Raw genomic sequence first — 16,738 nt, forward strand, 5'->3', positions numbered from 1 at the left:
GTCTTCAGGGCGAAGTCCATCACCTTGACGATCTTCTGTCCGTAGACCTCGCCGAGGGCGCCGCCGAAGACGGTGAAATCCTGGGAGAAGACGGCTACGGGGCGGCCGTCGACGGTGCCGTAGCCGGTCACGACGCCGTCGCCGTAGGGGCGGTTGTTCTCCAGGCCGAAGTTGGTGGAGCGGTGCCGGGTGAACTCGTCCAGTTCGACGAAGGAGTCCTCGTCGAGCAGCAGCTCGATCCGCTCACGGGCCGTCAGCTTGCCCTTGGCGTGCTGCTTTTCGACGGCGCGTGCGGAGCCGGCGTGCGTCGCTTCGTGGATACGGCGCTGCAGATCCGCGAGCTTGCCCGCGGTCGTGTGAATGTCGATCTCTTCCGGCTCGGACATCGGGATCGCGGCTCCCTGCCTGCTCAAAAGGGGGGACGGTTACTCATCCGTAGCGTAGTGGCGCGCCTCGGTGTCGGCAGTGCGGCGTTTCCCACACCTAGGGTGACTTGCATGACGCCGCACAATGCATCAGACGACAGCCGTTGGTCCGACCTGGAACGTCCTCCGCTGAACGCCGCGGCGCTGCGGCGCGGGCTGCTGCGGGAGGGCAGTCTGTGGTCGCAGGTCGAGGTGGTCCAGCGGACCGGGTCCACCAACTCCGACCTGGTGGCCCGGGCCGCGGCCGGCAAGGCGGGCGAGGGCGCGGTCCTGGTCGCCGAGGAGCAGACCGCCGGGCGCGGTCGGCTGGACCGCCAGTGGACGGCTCCGGCGCGCTCCGGGCTCTTCTTCTCCGTCCTGTTGAACCCGGCGGAGGTGCCGGTGGCACGCTGGGGGTGGCTGCCGCTGCTCACCGGGGTGGCGGTGGCGACCGGGCTGGCCCGGGCCGCGGGCGTGGACACGGGGCTGAAGTGGCCCAACGACCTGCTGGTGAGCGTGGGCGGTGAGGAGCGCAAGGCCGGGGGCATCCTTGCGGAGCGGGCCGGGGACGACGGTGTGGTCATCGGTGTCGGTGTCAACGTGACGCTGCGGGCCGAGGAGCTGCCGGTTCCCCGGGCGGGGTCGCTGGTGCTGGCCGGGGCCGTGGGGACGGACCGGGATCCGCTGCTGCGGGCGGTGCTGCGGTCGCTGGAGGAGTGGTATCGGCGGTGGCGGGAGGCTGGGGGGGATCCTGTGGGCAGTGGGTTGCAGGAGACGTATGCGGCGGGGTGTTCGACGCTGGGGCGGGTGGTGCGGGCCGAGTTGCCGGGGGATCGGGCGATCGTGGGGGAGGCCGTGGCGGTCGATGGGGACGGGCGGTTGGTCATCGCGACCGAGGAGGGGGTGCAGGAGCCGGTGGGGGCGGGGGACATCGTTCATCTGCGGCCTGCGTGACGGTGCCCGCGGTGCCTGCGGCTGGGTGACGGTGCCTGTGCCTGGGTGGGGGCGCCTGCGGCCTGCGTGACGGTGCCTGCGGCTGGGTGACGGTGCCTGCGGCTGGGTGACGGTGACGGTGCCTGTGGCGGTGACGGTGCCTGTGCCTGTGCGGCTGGGTGGGGGTGCCTGTGGCGGTTGTGCCTGCGGCGCCTGTGCGGCTGGGTGGGGGTGCGCGTGGCGCCCCGGGGCGGTGGTGGGTCGGGGCCGCGTCGGGGGGTGTCCGTCCTCGGAACGGCGCGGAATCGGTTGTCTGCCGAAGTTCCGGTGTTGACGCGCCAACCGCTGCGGGCGGACACCCCCCGCCCCGTCCCCTTCCCGCCGTGGGCGTCTGGCGCCTGCGCGTGGACCTCCCCGTCCCGACCGCCCTGCGCCCTCCCCCTTCGCGCCATGGGTGACGACCGTGGATGGGGCGGCCCCCATGTTTCTGCGCCGTGGGTGACGCCGCCTGTGGGGTGACGCCGTCTGTGGGGTGGAGAGCCGCCGCCGTCCCGGTTCCTTCGCGCCGTGGGTGCCTGCGGGGAGATCCCGATCCCCGTCCCGCCGTCCCGCCGTCTCCCCGTCCCGCCGTCCCGCCGTCCCGCCGTCTCGCCGTCTCGCCGTCTCGCCGTCTCGCCGTCTCGCCGTCCTGCCGTCTCGCCGTCCCGCTGTCCTGCCGTCCCGCCGTTTCGCGTTCCCCTCGTCCCCTCGTCCCCTCCCCCTTTCGTTTCGTTGCCCTCGCCTTGTGCGCCTCGCTGTGGGCGGCTGCGGCTGCGGCTGCGGCTGCGGCTGCGGCTACGACGGCTACGGCTACGGGTGCGGCTACGGGTGTGGGTGCGGGTGTGGCTGTGGAGGTGGGAGTGGCGTGGCTGCTTTTTCTCTTGTTTTCTGGGGGGTGCGGGGTGGCTCGTTGTGGGGGTGGGTGGGCTGGGTGGTGTCGATGACCTGGTGTCGGGCCAACCCAACGGAGTGAGCTGGCGCACAGCTGCCGTAGAGTTGAGGCCGGTCGATACCTGACCGTGGCAGATCGGAAGGGCAACAGGCGTGACCGTCGACGACACGGGCTCCGGCGCGGACGGCCGCGTGGACCCCCACGCCGCCGACTCCGGCGAGGACCCGCTCGCCCTGCGTCTCGAACACCTCATCCTGGGCGCGGAGCGCCGCTACACCCCCTTTCAGGCCGCCCGCAGCGCCGGCGTCTCCATGGAGCTGGCCTCACGCTTCTGGCGGGCCATGGGGTTCGCCGACATCGGGCAGGCCAAGGCGCTCACCGAAGCCGACGTGCTGGCTCTGCGGCGTCTTGCCGGTCTCGTCGAGGCGGGGCTGCTCAGTGAGGCCATGGCCGTCCAGGTGGCGCGGTCCACGGGACAGACCACCGCCCGACTGGCCGAATGGCAGATGGACTCTTTCCTGGAGGGCCTGACCGAGCCCCCGGAGCCGGGCATGACCCGTACCGAGGTCACCTATCCGATCGTCGAGCTGCTCCTGCCCGAGCTGGAGGAGTTCCTCGTCTACGTCTGGCGCCGCCAGCTCGCCGCCTCGGCCGGCCGTGTCGTGCAGACCGGCGACGACGAGGAGATGGTCGACCGGCGCCTGGCCGTGGGCTTCGCCGACCTCGTGGGGTTCACACGGCTGACCCGCCGGATGGAGGAGGAGGAGCTCGGCGAGTTGGTCGAGGCCTTCGAGACCACCGCCGCCGACCTGGTGGCCGCGCGCGGCGGCCGGCTCATCAAGACCCTCGGCGACGAGGTGCTCTACGCCGCCGACGACGCGGGCACGGCCGCGGACATCGCCCTGCGTCTGGTCGAGACGATGGCGAACGACGAGACCATGCCCGAGCTGCGTGTGGGCATGGCCTTCGGCACCGTGACCACCCGTATGGGCGATGTCTTCGGTACGACGGTGAACCTCGCCTCCCGGCTGACCTCGATAGCACCGCGTGACGCCGTGCTGGTCGACAGCGCCTTCGCCCAGGAGCTGATCCGCACCAGTGAGGCCCCCGCCTCGGAGGCCGAGGCGGCCGAGGCCGCGGCCGCCGCGGAGAAGGAGGGCGAGGAGCCGCCGGCGTACCGCTTCGCGCTCCAGCCCATGTGGCAGCGCCCGGTGCGCGGGCTCGGCGTGGTCGAGCCATGGCTGCTCGCTCACCGCGAGGACCAGTCCTGAATCCCGTCGGCCCGTCTTCCCGGGCCTAACCCGGCAGGTCCACACACAGGCCGATCACCGGCACGCACACCCCGCCGCCCTGCGCGGGCGGCGGCGAGCTGTGGCTCGGGGCCGGTGCCGGGGCCCGGGTGGGCGTGGGTGTCGTGGGCGAGGGGCGCGGCGGAGGGGCGGACGCGGTGGCCGTCGGGTACGGGGCGCCGGTCGGGATGGTGGTCGGGACGTCGGCGTCCGTGCTGCCGGGGGGTGTGGTGGGGGTGGCCCCTGCCGTGGCTCCGGCCGTGGGGTCGGTCGTGGCCGTGGTCAGCGGGTCGGCGCTCGCGCCGCCCATGGCGGATGTGGCCGAGGGGCGGGGGGTGGGGGCGGAGCCGAGGGTGGCGGAGGCGTCCGCCGGCCGGTCCGTGGCGCTGCCGCCCGGGTCGAGCCGGGGCTCGGCCTCCGCGGTGCCGGGGGTGCCCACCCCCGGGTCCGGGGCGACGCGGACGAGGCTGAGGACTCCGGCCGCGAGCGCCAGGCCGCCGGCGGCCAGCAGGACCTTGCGGGGGCGGGGCTTGCGGTGCCGGCCGCGGCGGACGGCGGGCAGCGTCGGCTCCGCCGCCGGCCCGGGCCGCTGGTCCGTCTCGGCCGTACGGGACTGAGCGCGTATCGGTGTCATGAGGTTCCCTCCCCGCCGCGCGCCCGGGGCGCGCCGTGGCGGTGCGCACGCTATGCGCTGCTGTGGGCGGTGTGGGGTGAGACGGCCGGGATGTCACTCGAACGGGCGTAGTACGCCGGGCGGGATCGGCTCTTTTCAGGGGCTCTTTCCCGGGGTGGGGTACGGCTGCGATGATCGGGCCGACAGTGAGTTAACCCGCGTTAACCGGAGGGTGTCATGGGCGAGGAGCGGTTCGGGGAGTTCGTGCTGGTGCGGCGGCACGGGCACGTGGCGGAGCTGGTGCTGGACCGGCCGAAGGCCATGAACGCCGTCTCGACCGGGATGGCCCGCTCCGTCGCGGCCGCCTGCGCGGCGCTCGGCGCCGACCGGGAGGCGCGGGTGGTCGTGGTGACCTCCTCCCATGAGCGGGCCTTCTGTGTCGGGGCCGATCTGAAGGAGCGGAACTCCTTCAGCGACGCGGATCTGGTGCGGCAGCGGCCGGTGGCGCGGGGTGCGTACACCGGGGTGCTGGAGCTGCCGATGCCGACGATCGCGGCGGTGCACGGCTTCGCGCTGGGCGGTGGTTTCGAGCTCGCCCTGTCCTGCGATCTGATCGTGGCGGACCGTACGGCGGTGGTGGGGCTGCCGGAGGTGTCCGTGGGGGTGATTCCGGGCGGTGGCGGTACGCAGCTGCTGCCGCGGCGGGTCGGGGCGGCGCGGGCGGCCGAGCTGATCTTCTCCGCGCGGCGGGTGGAGGCGGCGGAGGCTGCCGAGCTGGGGCTGGTGGACCAGCTGGTGGAGGAGGGGCGGGACCGGGAGGAGGCGCTGGCGCTGGGTGCGCGGATCGCCGGGAACTCTCCGGTCGGGCTGCGGGCGGCGAAGCGGGCGCTGCGGCTGGGGCACGGGCTGGATCTGCGGGCCGGGCTGGAGGTCGAGGACGCGGCCTGGCGGTCGGTGGCGTTCTCGGGGGACCGGGCCGAGGGGGTCGCGGCCTTCAACGAGAAGCGGAAGCCGCAGTGGCCCGGGGAGTGAGCCGGGAGGGGGAGTGAGTGGAGTGGGTGGAGTGGGTGTGGTGGTGGTGAGCTGGTCGGGCTGCTGCTCCCCGGGGGTGCGGGGGGTGCGGGGGTGTGTGGGCGGTTCCGGTCTGCGAGGGCCGTGGGGATCGGAAGTGTCGGAAGTGGTGGGTGGGGGCCGACCGCGGCCCACATTGTCTCCGGCCACCTGATCGCCTTATCGGTCTCACCGTTTGCCGGATTTCCTCCTTAATCTGGTGGAATGGCTGAGGACGAGCGGCTGGCCGCTGTGGTGTCGCTGGCCCAGGGCATGGCGGCGGCCCGGACGCCGCAGGACTCGTGGCGGGCCGCCGCGCTCGGTGCGTGCCGGGCGCTGGACGGCGGCTTCGCCGCGCTGTCGGTGTGGGAGCGCGAGCTGGGGCGGCTGCGGGTCCTGGTGAACGTCGGGGAGCGCCGGGCGGACGAGGAGGAGTTCCCGGAGGCCGAGGCCTATCCGGTGCACCAGTTCCCGGAGATCACCGAGTTCCTGCACGAGCGGTGGGCGGGCGGGGGCGGACCCACCGCGTGGGTGGAGACCGCGGAGGGCACGGCGGCCGGTACCCCCGGCTACTTCCACCACCGCGTCGCCGCCCTGCGCCGCAGGGGACGCGGCTGCTGTCTGGTCGCACCCGTCGTGCTGCACGGCAGGGCCTGGGGTGAGCTGTATGTCGCCCGTGCGGTCGGTGCGCCGGTGTTCGGGCCGGCGGACGCCGACTTCGCCACCGTCCTGGCCGCCGTCGTCGCCGCGGGACTCGCCCAGACCGAGCGGCTGGAGGAGGCCCGCCGGCTCGCGTTCACCGATGCCCTCACCGGCCTCGCCAACCGCCGCGCCGTGGACGTGCGCCTGGAGGAGGCCGTCGAGCGGCACCGCGCGGACGGGGTGGTCGTCAGCCTCGTCGTCTGCGATCTCAATGGGCTCAAGAGGGTCAACGACACGCTCGGGCACGCCGTCGGCGACCGTCTGCTGGAGCGGTTCGGCTCGGTGCTGTCGCTGTGCGGGGCGATGGTGCCGGGCGGGCTCGCCGCGCGGCTCGGCGGGGACGAGTTCTGTCTGCTGGCGGTGGGGCCGCCCGCCGACGACGTGGTCAAGGCGGCCGATGAACTGTGCCGCCGCGCGGCCGAGTTGGAGCTGGGCGAGGGCGTGGCGTGCGGGGTCGCCTCGACCGAGGATCCGATCGGGCCGGTGCGGGACGCCCGGCGGCTGTTCCGGCTGGCCGACGCCGCGCAGTACCGTGCCAAGGCCGTGCGCGCGGACCGGCCGGTGGTGGCCGGGCGGGAGGGGCCGGACGATCCGGTCGTACGGTTGGCGGACGAGTCCCCGCTGGAACCGCCGCCCGCGCATGCCGATCGCCGTCGTTTCCGCGGCCGGAGGTCGTGAGGTGAGGCGGGGCGCGGACCGTGAGGCGAAGCACACGGTCCGGTAAGGGGTGGACCCGTTCCCCACTAGTGACATCAACGCATTCAATGCGTACGCTCCTGAATATGGATATGCACACTGTGGTGGTGGGGACGTCCGGTGTCACCGCGTCCGACGTTCTCGCCGTGGCGCGCGGCGGCGCCCGCATCGAGCTGTCGGCCGAGGCGGTGGCGGCCCTCGCGGCGGCCCGGGAGATCGTGGACGCCCTGGCGGCGAAGCCGGAGCCGGTCTACGGCGTCTCCACCGGTTTCGGAGCGCTCGCGACCCGGCACATCAGCCAGGAACTGCGCGCCCAGCTGCAGCGCAACATCGTCCGCTCGCACGCCGCGGGCCTGGGGCCGCGGGTCGAGCGGGAAGTCGTGCGCGCCCTGATGTTCCTGCGGCTCAAGACCGTCTGCTCCGGACACACCGGCGTCCGTCCCGAGGTCGCGCAGACCATGGCGGACGTGCTGAACGCCGGGATCACCCCGGTCGTGCACGAGTACGGCTCCCTCGGCTGCTCCGGCGACCTGGCCCCGCTGTCCCACTGCGCCCTCACCCTCATGGGAGAAGGGGACGCGGAGGGCCCCGACGGCAGCGTCCGGCCCGCCGGCGAACTGCTCGCCGAGCACGGGATCCAGCCGGTCGAGCTGCGCGAGAAGGAGGGCCTGGCGCTCCTGAACGGCACCGACGGCATGCTCGGCATGCTGGTCATGGCCCTGGCCGACCTGGACACCCTGTACAAGTCCGCCGATGTCACCGCCGCCCTCAGCCTGGAGGCGCTGCTCGGCACGGACAAGGTCCTCGCGCCCGAGCTGCATGCCATCCGCCCGCACCCCGGGCAGGGCGCCTCCGCCGCGAACATGCTGGCCGTGCTCAAGGGTTCGCAGCTCACCGGGCACCACCAGGACGACGCGCCGCGCGTCCAGGACGCCTACTCCGTGCGCTGCGCTCCGCAGGTCGCCGGTGCCGGCCGGGACACGATCGCCCACGCCCGGCTCGTCGCCGAACGCGAGCTCGCCTCCGCCGTCGACAACCCGGTCGTGCTGCCCGACGGCCGCGTCGAGTCCAACGGCAACTTCCACGGCGCCCCGGTCGCCTATGTGCTGGACTTCCTCGCCATCGCCGCCGCGGACCTCGGCTCCATCGCCGAGCGCCGCACCGACCGGCTGCTGGACAAGAACCGCAGCCACGGCCTGCCGCCGTTCCTCGCCGACGACGCGGGTGTCGACTCCGGCCTGATGATCGCCCAGTACACCCAGGCCGCGCTGGTCAGCGAGATGAAGCGGCTGGCCGTACCGGCCTCCGCGGACTCCATCCCGTCCTCCGCCATGCAGGAGGACCACGTGTCCATGGGCTGGTCGGCCGCGCGCAAGCTGCGCACCGCCGTCGACAACCTGGCCCGGATCATCGCCGTGGAGCTGTACGCCGCGACCCGCGCCATCGAGCTGCGTGAGGGCCTGACCCCGGCGCCCGCCTCCCGGGCCGTGATCGACGCCGTGCGCGCCGCGGGGGTGCAGGGCCCCGGTCCCGACCGCTTCCTGGCGCCCGACCTGGCCGCCGCCGACGCGTTCGTGCGCGGGGGCCGTGTCGTCGCCGCCGTGGAGCCGGTCACGGGGCCGCTGCGGTAGAGCCGCCGCACGAGCCGACCGCAAAGGGGTCCCGTCCCGGAGGACGGGGCCCCTTCCGCCGCTGTTCCCGCGTCACTTCGGCCCGGCCGACCGGGCCCTGACCGCTGGGGCGGCCCTTGCCGCCCGGGCGTCGGGGGAATTCAGAAACCGAGGCGCTCCCGGCGCACCGAATACACCACGAATCCGGCGCCGATGGCGAGGAACGCGCTGCCGCCGATGACGTACGGCGTGGTGTCGAAGCTGCCGGTGTCGGCGAGTTCGGTGGTGTCCTGTGCGGCCTCGGTGGTGGCCGTGGTGGTGGCCTCGGACACCGCCCGGGCCTGCTGGGCGACCCGCGTCGCCGTGGTGGCCGAACCGGTCTGCGCCGTGGTGGCTGCACCGGTCCGCGCCGCCGCTCTCGCCGGTCCGTCCTGGGAGGCGTTGGCGGACGGGACGAACCACAGCGCGCAGAGCAGGGTCCCCGCGGCGGTGGCGGTCAGCAGCGAACGGCGAGCGGTTGACACGGAATATCGATCCCCCTTGTGGCGCTGGCGAATTGGCCGTGTGGGGCGATGTTAGTGAAAGTCGCGGGTCACAGGAAAGTCACGGGAGGTTTCGGTCGTACGCTCCCGGCATGAGAGCTGAAGAGACATCACGGTTTGTACGGCTTCGGGTGGAGCTGGTCCTCGAGGTGCAGGACGAGGACGGGCTGACCAAGGCCGCGTTGCGCCGGCTCGCCGGTGATCCGGAGCTGCCGCCGGAGGAGCGGGCTCACGCCGAGGGGGCTGTGACGGAAGACACCGCGGAGGCCCTCGCCTATCTCGTGGATCCGTTCGACCTGGTCAGCGAGGTGCCCGGAGTGGAGCTCCAGCAGGCCTCCTGGTCCAGCGAGCGGATCGAGTACGACCCGGACTCGCCGGACTGGGAGCTGGACGAGGATGATGGGGCGGACGACGACGAAGAAGAGGTCGGCATCGGCTGAGCGTTCCGGGGGTACCCCATGACCCCGGGCGGCAACCGCCGTCCGGGGTTTCGTCGTCTCAGGGGGCGCACGGACGACTTCCTCACCACCCCGCTCGCGGGCGGACGTGGGATGGCCCACATCCACAAGCCATGTGGAACGGGGCGGATCGGCCGTACTTTTGAAGGTTCCCCGGCGGGGGCCCGGGGTTTGACGTATTCGGCAACGATGGAGAAGCGTGTGATGACGGACAGTAAGCGGCGCAAGGGCCTGACGGTCGCGTCCGCACTGCTCGGTGGTGTGCTGGCACTCACCGGATGTTCCGGCGGCGGCAACACCAAGGCGGCCGACGACAAGACATCCCAGGCCAAAGCCGACGCGGCGGCGGCCAAGAAGTCGTCCGAGGCACAGATCACGATCACGCCCAAGGACGGCACCGACAACGCCTCCATCAACAACTCGGCCGCCGTCCGGGTCGCCAAGGGCTCCCTCACCGGTGTGTCCATGACCACCGCCGACGGCAAGGCCGTCGCGGGCGCGCTGTCCGCCGACAGGACCAGCTGGAGGCCCACCGCCCAGCTGGAGCGCTCGACCACCTACAAGGTCGCCGCCGAGGCCAAGGACTCCGCCGGCCGGGTCGCCCACGAGAACGCCTCCTTCACCACGGTCTCGCCGACCAACAGCTTCATAGGCAGCTTCACGCCGGAGAACGGCTCCACCGTCGGCGTCGGCATGCCCGTGTCGATCAACTTCGACAAGGCGATCACCAACAAGGCCGCCGTCCAGAAGGGCATCACGGTCACCTCCAGCAGCGGTCAGGAGGTCGTGGGCCACTGGTTCAACGCCAACCGCATCGACTTCCGTCCGGAGCAGTACTGGAAGGAGAACTCCACCGTCACGCTGAAGCTGGCGCTCGACGGTGTCCAGGGTGCGAGCGGCGTCTACGGCGTGCAGCAGAAGACGGTCACCTTCCACATCGGCCGCAACCAGATCTCCTACGTCGACGCGCAGACCAAGCAGATGAAGGTCACGCAGGACGGCAAGGTCGTCAAGACCATCCCGATCTCGGCCGGTTCGCCGGAGCACAAGACGTACCAGGGCATCATGGTGATGTCCGAGAAGTTCAAGGAGACGCGCATGAACGGCGCGACCGTGGGCTTCACCGACGGTGACGGCAAGGGCGAGTACGACATCAAGGACGTGCCGCACGCCATCCGGCTGACCAGCTCCGGCACCTTCCTGCACGGCAACTACTGGGGTGCGAAGTCCGTCTTCGGCAACGTGAACACCAGCCACGGCTGTGTGGGCCTGTCCGACACCAAGGGCGCGAACGACCCGAGCACCCCCGCCGCGTGGATGTACAACAACTCCCTCACCGGTGACGTGGTCGTCATCAAGAACACCGGCGACAAGACCGTCGCCCCGGACAACGGCCTCAACGGCTGGAACATGGACTGGGCCCAGTGGAAGGCCGGTTCGGCCGTCTGACGTCCGGCACCCGGTCCACAGCTCTTCCGATGCCGCCCCCAGGGGCGGCATCGGTGTTTCCGGGCATGGTCACAGGCTTCTCATGCTTCTTTTATTTCGGCCTTATCGAGTCATCACGCACCGTACCTAGCTTGCGGGCATGTTCTTCACCTACCTGAGGCGCGAACTGCGCCGCCGCAGAAAGGCGGCCCTCGTCGTCGCCTCCGGTCTTGCGCTGGGCATCGCCCTCGTCATCGTGGTCAGCTCCGTGTCCAGCGGCATGGGGAAGGCCCAGGACAAGGTGCTCCAGTCGCTGTACGGCCTGGGTACGGACATGACCGTCACCAAGGCACAGACACCGACCGGAAGCAGCTCGCAGCGGCCCCGCTTCCAGTTCGGCGCGCGGGGCAACGACGACAAGTCCACCCAGAGCAGCGACCGGGTCATGGTCCAGGGCTTCACCACCCTGGCCTCCTCCACCGTCACCAAGGTCGCGGCCCAGAAGGGCGTCTCGTCGGCCGTCGGCGGGCTGAGCCTCAATGTGTTCAAGGTCAGCGGCCAGTTCACCCGCGGCCAGTTCCAGCAGAACGGCAACGGCGGCGGGTTCCGGCGCGGCGGCGGCAGCGGCGCGCCGCAGGGCGAGGTCAGGGGCGGCGGCGCGAACTTCGACATCAACCAGTACAGCGTCTTCGGCACGGACGTCACCAAGTCCGCGCTCGGGCCGCTGACCTCCTCGAAGATCACCAGCGGCCGCACCTTCGCGGCCACGGAGACGGACGCCAAGGTGGCCGTGGCCGATTCGGCCTACGCCAAGGAGAAGAAGTACAAGGTCGGCTCGACCGTCACCGTCAAGGGCGTCGCGTTCAAGGTGATCGGGATCGCCACCGCCGACAGCGGCGACCCGGCGGCCAACCTCTACATCCCGCTGCAGCAGGCCCAGACCCTCGCGGGCCAGAAGGACAAGGTCACGACGGTCTACGTCAAGGCGACCGACTCCCAGCAGATCGACACCGTCAAGGGCGCGATCCAGAAGAACGTCTCGGGCACGACGGTCACCACCTCCTCCGACCTCGCCAAGACGGTCTCGGGCTCCCTGTCCACCGCGTCCTCCCTCGCCACCAAGGTCGGCAAGTGGCTGTCCATCGCGGTGCTCGTGGCCGCGTTCCTGGTCGCCGGTCTGCTCACCTCCTCGGCGGTCTCCCGCCGGGTGCGCGAGTTCGGCACGCTGAAGGCCCTGGGCTGGAAGTCGGGCCGGGTGACCCGGCAGGTGGTCGGCGAGGCCGTCGTCAACGGCCTGGTCGGCGGCGCCCTCGGCATCGCGCTCGGCCTGGCGGGCGCGTACGCCGTCACGGCCGTCAGCCCCACCCTGCAGGCGCAGCTCGGCGGGGGCACCGGTGGCGGTGGCTTCGGCGGGGGCGGCTTCGGCGGGGGCGGCTTCGGCGGTGGTGGCGGCGGCTTCGGCGGACGGCGTGCGGCGAAGACCCTGGAGGTGGCGCTCACCGCACCGGTCAGCGTGACGACGATCGTCCTCGCGGTGGGCCTCGCCGTGGCCGGCGGCCTGATCGCGGGAGCGTTCGGCGGCTGGCGGGCATCGAGGCTCCGCCCGGCGGACGCGCTGCGGCGCGTGGAGTAGCGCTGCGTCGGCCGCATCCGGCGAGCCCGCCGGCCCGAGGGGCGCGGGTCACCGCGCGACCGGCCCCCGCCGGCCCGCGGCCGACGACGACCCGCACCACCCCGAACCCCACCCAGGAGCCACCATGTACGACCTCAGAAACGTGACCAAGCACTACACCAGGGGCAAGGACACCGTCCGCGCCCTCGACGGCATCGACCTGACCATCGGCGACGGCGACCGCCTGGTCATCCAGGGCCCGACGGGCGGCGGCAAGTCGACGCTCCTGCAGATGCTCGGCGGCCTCGACCGTCCGAGTGCGGGCGAAGTCGTCCTGGACGGCATCGACCTGGCCCAACTCTCCGAGGCCCGCCTGACGAAGGTCCGCAGCGAGAACATCGGCTTCGTCTTCCAGTCCTTCAACCTCATCCCCACGCTCACCGCACAGGAGAACGTGGAGACCGCCCTCGTCCCGCTCGGCATCAAGGGGAAGGAGCGGCGCGAACTCGCCGCCGAGGCGCTGCACTCCGTCGGTCTCGGCGAACGCCTGTCCCACCTGCCCTCCGAAATGTCCGGAGGGCAGCAGCAGCGCGTCGCCATCGCCCGCGCACTGGTCAAGAGGCCCAAGGTGCTCCTCGCCGACGAGCCGACCGGCAACCTCGACGAGGGCATGCGCGACGAGATCATGGACGTACTCGAACGCCTGTGGAAGGAGCACGGGCTGACCTTCATCATGGTCACCCACGACTCCGCGATCGCCAGGAAGGCACCACGCCTGGCCACCCTCCGCAAGGGCCGGATCAGCGTGCAGGAGAACGCGGGTGCCTGACGGCGCATAACACCGTTGGGACGCACGGGACTTCGCGATCGTGTAACGGAGTCCCGCCCGGTGCGTAACAGTTCCGGGCAGCGCTTTCTCACTGTCTTCTCATCTATTGAGCCGTCAGATCACCCCCCGGCATACTTCGGCATCCGGGGGGTTGACGCGCAGTTGTGCGGGACGACCCCCCGCCGGGTGAATGGGGAATTCGCCCGGTACTCCATCTCCAGGGGGAGAACTTGCGCAGACAAGTGAAAAGAGCAGCTGCGGCCACCGTGGCCACCGCCGCAGCCGTCGCCCTCGCCGCGGGTATGACCAGCCCCGCGTCGGCGAAGGCCGGGCAGCGTGACGCTTCCGCCGCCTCCTCGTTCACCGCCGAGCACCACGTCACCCTGATCACCGGCGACCGTGTCGCCCTCGATGCCAAGGGCCGCGTCGTCGGCCTGCAGCGGGCCAAGGGGCGGGATCACATACCCTTCCAGGTCCGCAAGGCGGACGGGCACACCCTCGTCGTCCCCGCGGACGCGGCCCGCCTGGTCGCCTCCGGCACGCTGGACCGGCGCCTGTTCGACATCACCGAGCTGAACAGGGCCGCCACCCGCAAGGCCCAGAAGAACGGCCTGAAGGTCATCGTCGGCTACAGCGGCACCGCCGCGGCCGCCAAGGCCGACGTCCGCGACGCGGGCCACCTGCGCCGCAGCCTCAAGGCGCTGAACGCGGACGCCGTGCAGACCCCGGTCAAGGACACCACCGAGCTGTGGCACGCCGTCACCGACGGCGACCGGACCGCCTCGGGCATCGCGCACGTCTGGCTCGACGGCGTCCGCAAGGCCTCGCTCGACAAGTCCGTGCCGCAGATCGGCGCCCCGACGGCGTGGGCGGCCGGCTACACCGGCAAGGGTGTGAAGGTCGCCGTCCTGGACACCGGTGTGGACACCACCCACCCGGACCTCAAGGACCAGGTGATCGAGTCCAAGAACTTCACCCCGGCGGCCGACGCCAAGGACCACTTCGGCCACGGCACGCACGTCGCCTCCATCGTGGCGGGCACCGGCGCCAAGTCGGGCGGCAAGTACAAGGGTGTCGCTCCCGACGCCAAGATCCTCAACGGCAAGGTCCTGGACGACACCGGCTCCGGTGACGACTCCGGCATCCTCGCCGGCATGGAGTGGGCGGCCGCGCAGGGCGCCTCCGTCGTCAACCTGAGCCTCGGCGGCTACGACTCGCCCGGCATCGACCCGCTCGAAGCCGAGGTCAACAAGCTCTCCGCCGAGAAGGGCGTTCTGTTCGCGATCGCCGCGGGCAACGACGGCCCGCAGTCGATCGGTTCGCCGGGCAGCGCGGACGCCGCGCTCACCGTCGGCGCCGTCGACAAGAAGGACAAGCTGGCGGACTTCTCCTCCACGGGTCCGCGCGTCGGCGACGGCGCGATCAAGCCGGACGTCACCGCGCCCGGCGTGAGCATCACCGCCGCCGCGGCCAAGGGCAGCGTCATCGACCAGGAGGTCGGCGAGAAGCCCGAGGGGTACCTGACCCTCGACGGCACCTCGATGGCCACCCCGCACGTCGCCGGCGCCGCCGCGATCCTGAAGCAGGAGCACCCCGACTGGGGCTACGCCGAGCTGAAGGGCGCGCTCACCGGCTCCGCCAAGGGCGGCAAGTACACGCCGTTCCAGCAGGGTTCGGGCCGGATCGCGGTCGACAAGGCGATCAAGCAGTCCGTGATCGCCGACCCGGTCTCGGTCGCCTTCGGTGTGCAGCAGTGGCCGCACACCGACGACAAGCCGGCCACCAAGCAGCTGACGTACCGCAACCTCGGCGACAAGGACGTCACGCTCAGCCTGACCACCACGGCCACCAACCCCAAGGGCCGGACGGCTCCGGCGGGCTTCTTCAAGCTCGGCGCGACCACGGTGACGGTCCCGGCGCACGGCAAGGCCTCCGTCGGCCTCACGGTCGACACCAGGCTGGGTGGCACCGTCGACGGTGCCTACTCCTCCTACGTGACCGCGACCGGCGCCGGACAGACCGTCCGCACGGCCGCCGCGGTGCAGCGCGAGGTGGAGTCGTACGACGTCACGCTCAAGTTCATCGGTCGTGACGGCAAGCCGGCTCCCTACTACAACACCGACCTGACCGGTGTGGCGGGCCTGGCGAGCGGCCAGGAGCTGGCCCCCTACGACAAGTCCGGCACGGTGAAGGTGCGCGCGCCCAAGGGCACGTACATCCTCAACACCGCCGTCTTCAAGAACCCGCAGGACGCCACCAAGGGCCTCGACTGGATCGCCCAGCCGAAGCTGACCGTCGCCAAGAAGCAGACGATCACGGTCGACGCGCGCAAGGCCAGGCCGGTGGACATCACCGTCCCGGCCACCGGCGTCAAGTCCGTGTTCGCCGCGCCGGAGTGGGACGTCACGATCGGCGGCAACCAGTACGGCTACGGCTGGTTCCTGGACACGTACAAGAACTTCCGCACCGCCCACCTGGGCCCGGCGCTGCCCTCGGGCGCGCTGTTCCAGCAGTGGGACGGCCACTGGTCCAAGGGCGCGAGCGAGCAGTACGACGTCACGTCCGGCGGCCCGGTCAAGCGGCTCGCCACCGGCTACACCAAGCACTACAGGGCGAGCGACCTGGCCACCGTCAAGGCCGGGCTCGGCGCCGCCGCCGGCGGCAAGACGGGCTCCGTCACCGCCTCGGGCTGGCTGCCCGGCAGCTCCAGCGCCTCCGGCATCAGCATCCCGCAGAAGCTGCCCGGCACCCGCACCCTGCACCTGTCCGCCAAGGGCGGCGTGAAGTGGGGCCTGGAGTTCGAGCAGGACGGCGCGGTCGACCAGGACGGCTTCCCGGTCCCCGACTCGTCGTACTCGGTCGGCGCCCAGTCCTTCACGGCGGGCAAGACGTACACGAGGACCGTCAACACCGCGGTCTTCGCCCCGCTCGTCAACACCGACCTCGGCCTGTTCCGCGACGGCAACACCATCTACGGCTCGCTGCCGCTGTTCGCCGACGGCGCCGGGAACATCGGGTACTCGACGTTCACCTCGGTCAACACGAGCCTGTACCGCAACGGCACCAAGGTCGGCTCCAACGACGACCCGCTGTTCGGCGACAAGGTCTTCACGGTCCCGGCCGGTGACGCCGCCTACAAGCTGACCACCTCCGTCAAGCGCTCGGCCAAGGTCGCGAACGCCTCCACGCGGATCGACGCGACCTGGACCTTCCGCTCCAAGAAGCCGGCCGGCGCTCTCGCCAAGCTCCCCGCCTCGGCACTGTCCTTCGGCGCCAGGACCGGCCTGGACAGCCGCGTCGGGGCCGGCAGGACGATGACCTTCCCGGTCGCCGTGGAGGGCTCGGCCGCGGGCCGCAACCTGAAGTCCCTGTCCGTCTACGTCTCCTACGACGGCAAGACCTTCAAGAAGGTCGGCGTCCACAACGGCAGGATCACCGTCAAGAACCCGGCGAAGGGCAAGGGCATCTCGTTCCGCGCCCAGATCGCCGACAAGAAGGGCAACACGTCGACGATCACGATCTACAACGCCTACTTCGGCAAGTGAGCCGTACCAGCTGAACAGGCCGTGAGCGCGCGGCCCGCCGGAGCAGCGGCTTCCGGCGGGCCGTTCGTGTTTCCGGGCTCGCCCGACGGCTCACGT

13 protein-coding genes are annotated in these 16,738 nt (G+C 71.6%); 10 read left to right on the top strand and 3 right to left on the bottom strand.

The annotated features are described in order from the left end of the window. The coding region (locus ACZ7P3_RS21395) for a carboxyl transferase domain-containing protein (protein WP_472083908.1) at nt 1-386 on the bottom strand (386 nt) is incomplete at its 3' end. A 111-nt stretch (nt 387-497) separates the two neighbouring features. Here ACZ7P3_RS21395 and ACZ7P3_RS21400 point away from each other — a divergent pair. Together ACZ7P3_RS21400 and ACZ7P3_RS21405 are read left to right on the top strand one after the other, a co-directional pair. Beyond that, nucleotides 498-1,358, top strand: a complete 861-nt coding sequence (locus ACZ7P3_RS21400; RefSeq protein WP_472083910.1) for a biotin--[acetyl-CoA-carboxylase] ligase — start codon at nt 498-500, stop codon at nt 1,356-1,358. Between the two features lie 1,062 nt (nt 1,359-2,420). Next, nucleotides 2,421-3,539, top strand: coding sequence for an adenylate/guanylate cyclase domain-containing protein (locus ACZ7P3_RS21405; RefSeq protein ID WP_472083912.1), 1,119 nt, complete (start codon nt 2,421-2,423; stop codon nt 3,537-3,539). A gap of 25 nt (nt 3,540-3,564) precedes the next feature. Here the strand turns inward: ACZ7P3_RS21405 and ACZ7P3_RS21410 are convergent, their stop codons facing one another. Then, the gene (locus ACZ7P3_RS21410; RefSeq protein ID WP_472083914.1) at nt 3,565-4,191 is read right to left on the bottom strand and encodes a hypothetical protein; all 627 of its coding nucleotides are present in this window, start codon (nt 4,189-4,191) and stop codon (nt 3,565-3,567) included. A gap of 216 nt (nt 4,192-4,407) precedes the next feature. On the opposite strand from ACZ7P3_RS21410, the gene ACZ7P3_RS21415 reads away from it, so the two are divergent. From ACZ7P3_RS21415 to hutH, 3 genes are all read left to right on the top strand, one after another. Beyond that, on the top strand, nt 4,408-5,202 hold the full coding sequence (locus ACZ7P3_RS21415) for an enoyl-CoA hydratase/isomerase family protein (protein WP_472083916.1): 795 nt from the start codon (nt 4,408-4,410) through the stop codon (nt 5,200-5,202). 243 nt (nt 5,203-5,445) lie between these two features. Beyond that, on the top strand, nt 5,446-6,600 hold the full coding sequence (locus ACZ7P3_RS21420; protein ID WP_472083918.1) for a GGDEF domain-containing protein: 1,155 nt from the start codon (nt 5,446-5,448) through the stop codon (nt 6,598-6,600). 110 nt (nt 6,601-6,710) lie between these two features. Then, complete coding sequence (gene hutH, locus ACZ7P3_RS21425) at nt 6,711-8,249, top strand: histidine ammonia-lyase (protein WP_472084587.1); 1,539 nt, start codon at nt 6,711-6,713, stop codon at nt 8,247-8,249. Between the two features lie 140 nt (nt 8,250-8,389). On the opposite strand, the gene ACZ7P3_RS21430 is transcribed toward hutH, so the two are convergent. Then, nucleotides 8,390-8,752 carry a hypothetical protein gene (locus ACZ7P3_RS21430; protein WP_472083920.1) on the bottom strand — a complete coding sequence of 121 codons (363 nt, stop codon included), beginning with the start codon at nt 8,750-8,752 and terminating at the stop codon, nt 8,390-8,392. A 110-nt stretch (nt 8,753-8,862) separates the two neighbouring features. On the opposite strand from ACZ7P3_RS21430, the gene ACZ7P3_RS21435 reads away from it, so the two are divergent. From ACZ7P3_RS21435 to ACZ7P3_RS21455, 5 genes are all read left to right on the top strand, one after another. Beyond that, complete coding sequence (locus tag ACZ7P3_RS21435; protein ID WP_472083922.1) at nt 8,863-9,210, top strand: hypothetical protein; 348 nt, start codon at nt 8,863-8,865, stop codon at nt 9,208-9,210. A gap of 222 nt (nt 9,211-9,432) precedes the next feature. After that, nucleotides 9,433-10,677, top strand: coding sequence for a L,D-transpeptidase (locus ACZ7P3_RS21440; RefSeq protein ID WP_472083924.1), 1,245 nt, complete (start codon nt 9,433-9,435; stop codon nt 10,675-10,677). A gap of 139 nt (nt 10,678-10,816) precedes the next feature. After that, the gene (locus ACZ7P3_RS21445; RefSeq protein ID WP_472083926.1) at nt 10,817-12,289 is read left to right on the top strand and encodes an ABC transporter permease; all 1,473 of its coding nucleotides are present in this window, start codon (nt 10,817-10,819) and stop codon (nt 12,287-12,289) included. A gap of 124 nt (nt 12,290-12,413) precedes the next feature. After that, nucleotides 12,414-13,097: an ABC transporter ATP-binding protein gene (locus tag ACZ7P3_RS21450; RefSeq protein WP_472083928.1), complete on the top strand. Its 684-nt coding sequence runs from the start codon at nt 12,414-12,416 to the stop codon at nt 13,095-13,097. Between the two features lie 242 nt (nt 13,098-13,339). Next, on the top strand, nt 13,340-16,642 hold the full coding sequence (locus tag ACZ7P3_RS21455; RefSeq protein ID WP_472083930.1) for a S8 family peptidase: 3,303 nt from the start codon (nt 13,340-13,342) through the stop codon (nt 16,640-16,642). The last annotated feature ends 96 nt before the right edge of the window (nt 16,643-16,738 follow it).

The sequence above is a fragment of the Streptomyces sp. NPDC107581 genome (genome assembly GCF_055657175.1).

Excerpts from the sequence above, each read along its gene's own strand:
- hutH (WP_472084587.1), top strand. The coding sequence starts at position 6,711 with ATGCACACTGTGGTGGTGGGGACGTCCGGTGTCACCGCGTCCGACGTT.
- ACZ7P3_RS21420 (WP_472083918.1), top strand. The coding sequence starts at position 5,446 with ATGGCTGAGGACGAGCGGCTGGCCGCTGTGGTGTCGCTGGCCCAGGGC.
- ACZ7P3_RS21445 (WP_472083926.1), top strand. The coding sequence starts at position 10,817 with ATGTTCTTCACCTACCTGAGGCGCGAACTGCGCCGCCGCAGAAAGGCG.
- ACZ7P3_RS21435 (WP_472083922.1), top strand. The coding sequence starts at position 8,863 with ATGAGAGCTGAAGAGACATCACGGTTTGTACGGCTTCGGGTGGAGCTG.
- ACZ7P3_RS21410 (WP_472083914.1), bottom strand. The coding sequence starts at position 4,191 with ATGACACCGATACGCGCTCAGTCCCGTACGGCCGAGACGGACCAGCGG.
- ACZ7P3_RS21440 (WP_472083924.1), top strand. The coding sequence starts at position 9,433 with ATGACGGACAGTAAGCGGCGCAAGGGCCTGACGGTCGCGTCCGCACTG.
- ACZ7P3_RS21450 (WP_472083928.1), top strand. The coding sequence starts at position 12,414 with ATGTACGACCTCAGAAACGTGACCAAGCACTACACCAGGGGCAAGGAC.
- ACZ7P3_RS21400 (WP_472083910.1), top strand. The coding sequence starts at position 498 with ATGACGCCGCACAATGCATCAGACGACAGCCGTTGGTCCGACCTGGAA.
- ACZ7P3_RS21415 (WP_472083916.1), top strand. The coding sequence starts at position 4,408 with ATGGGCGAGGAGCGGTTCGGGGAGTTCGTGCTGGTGCGGCGGCACGGG.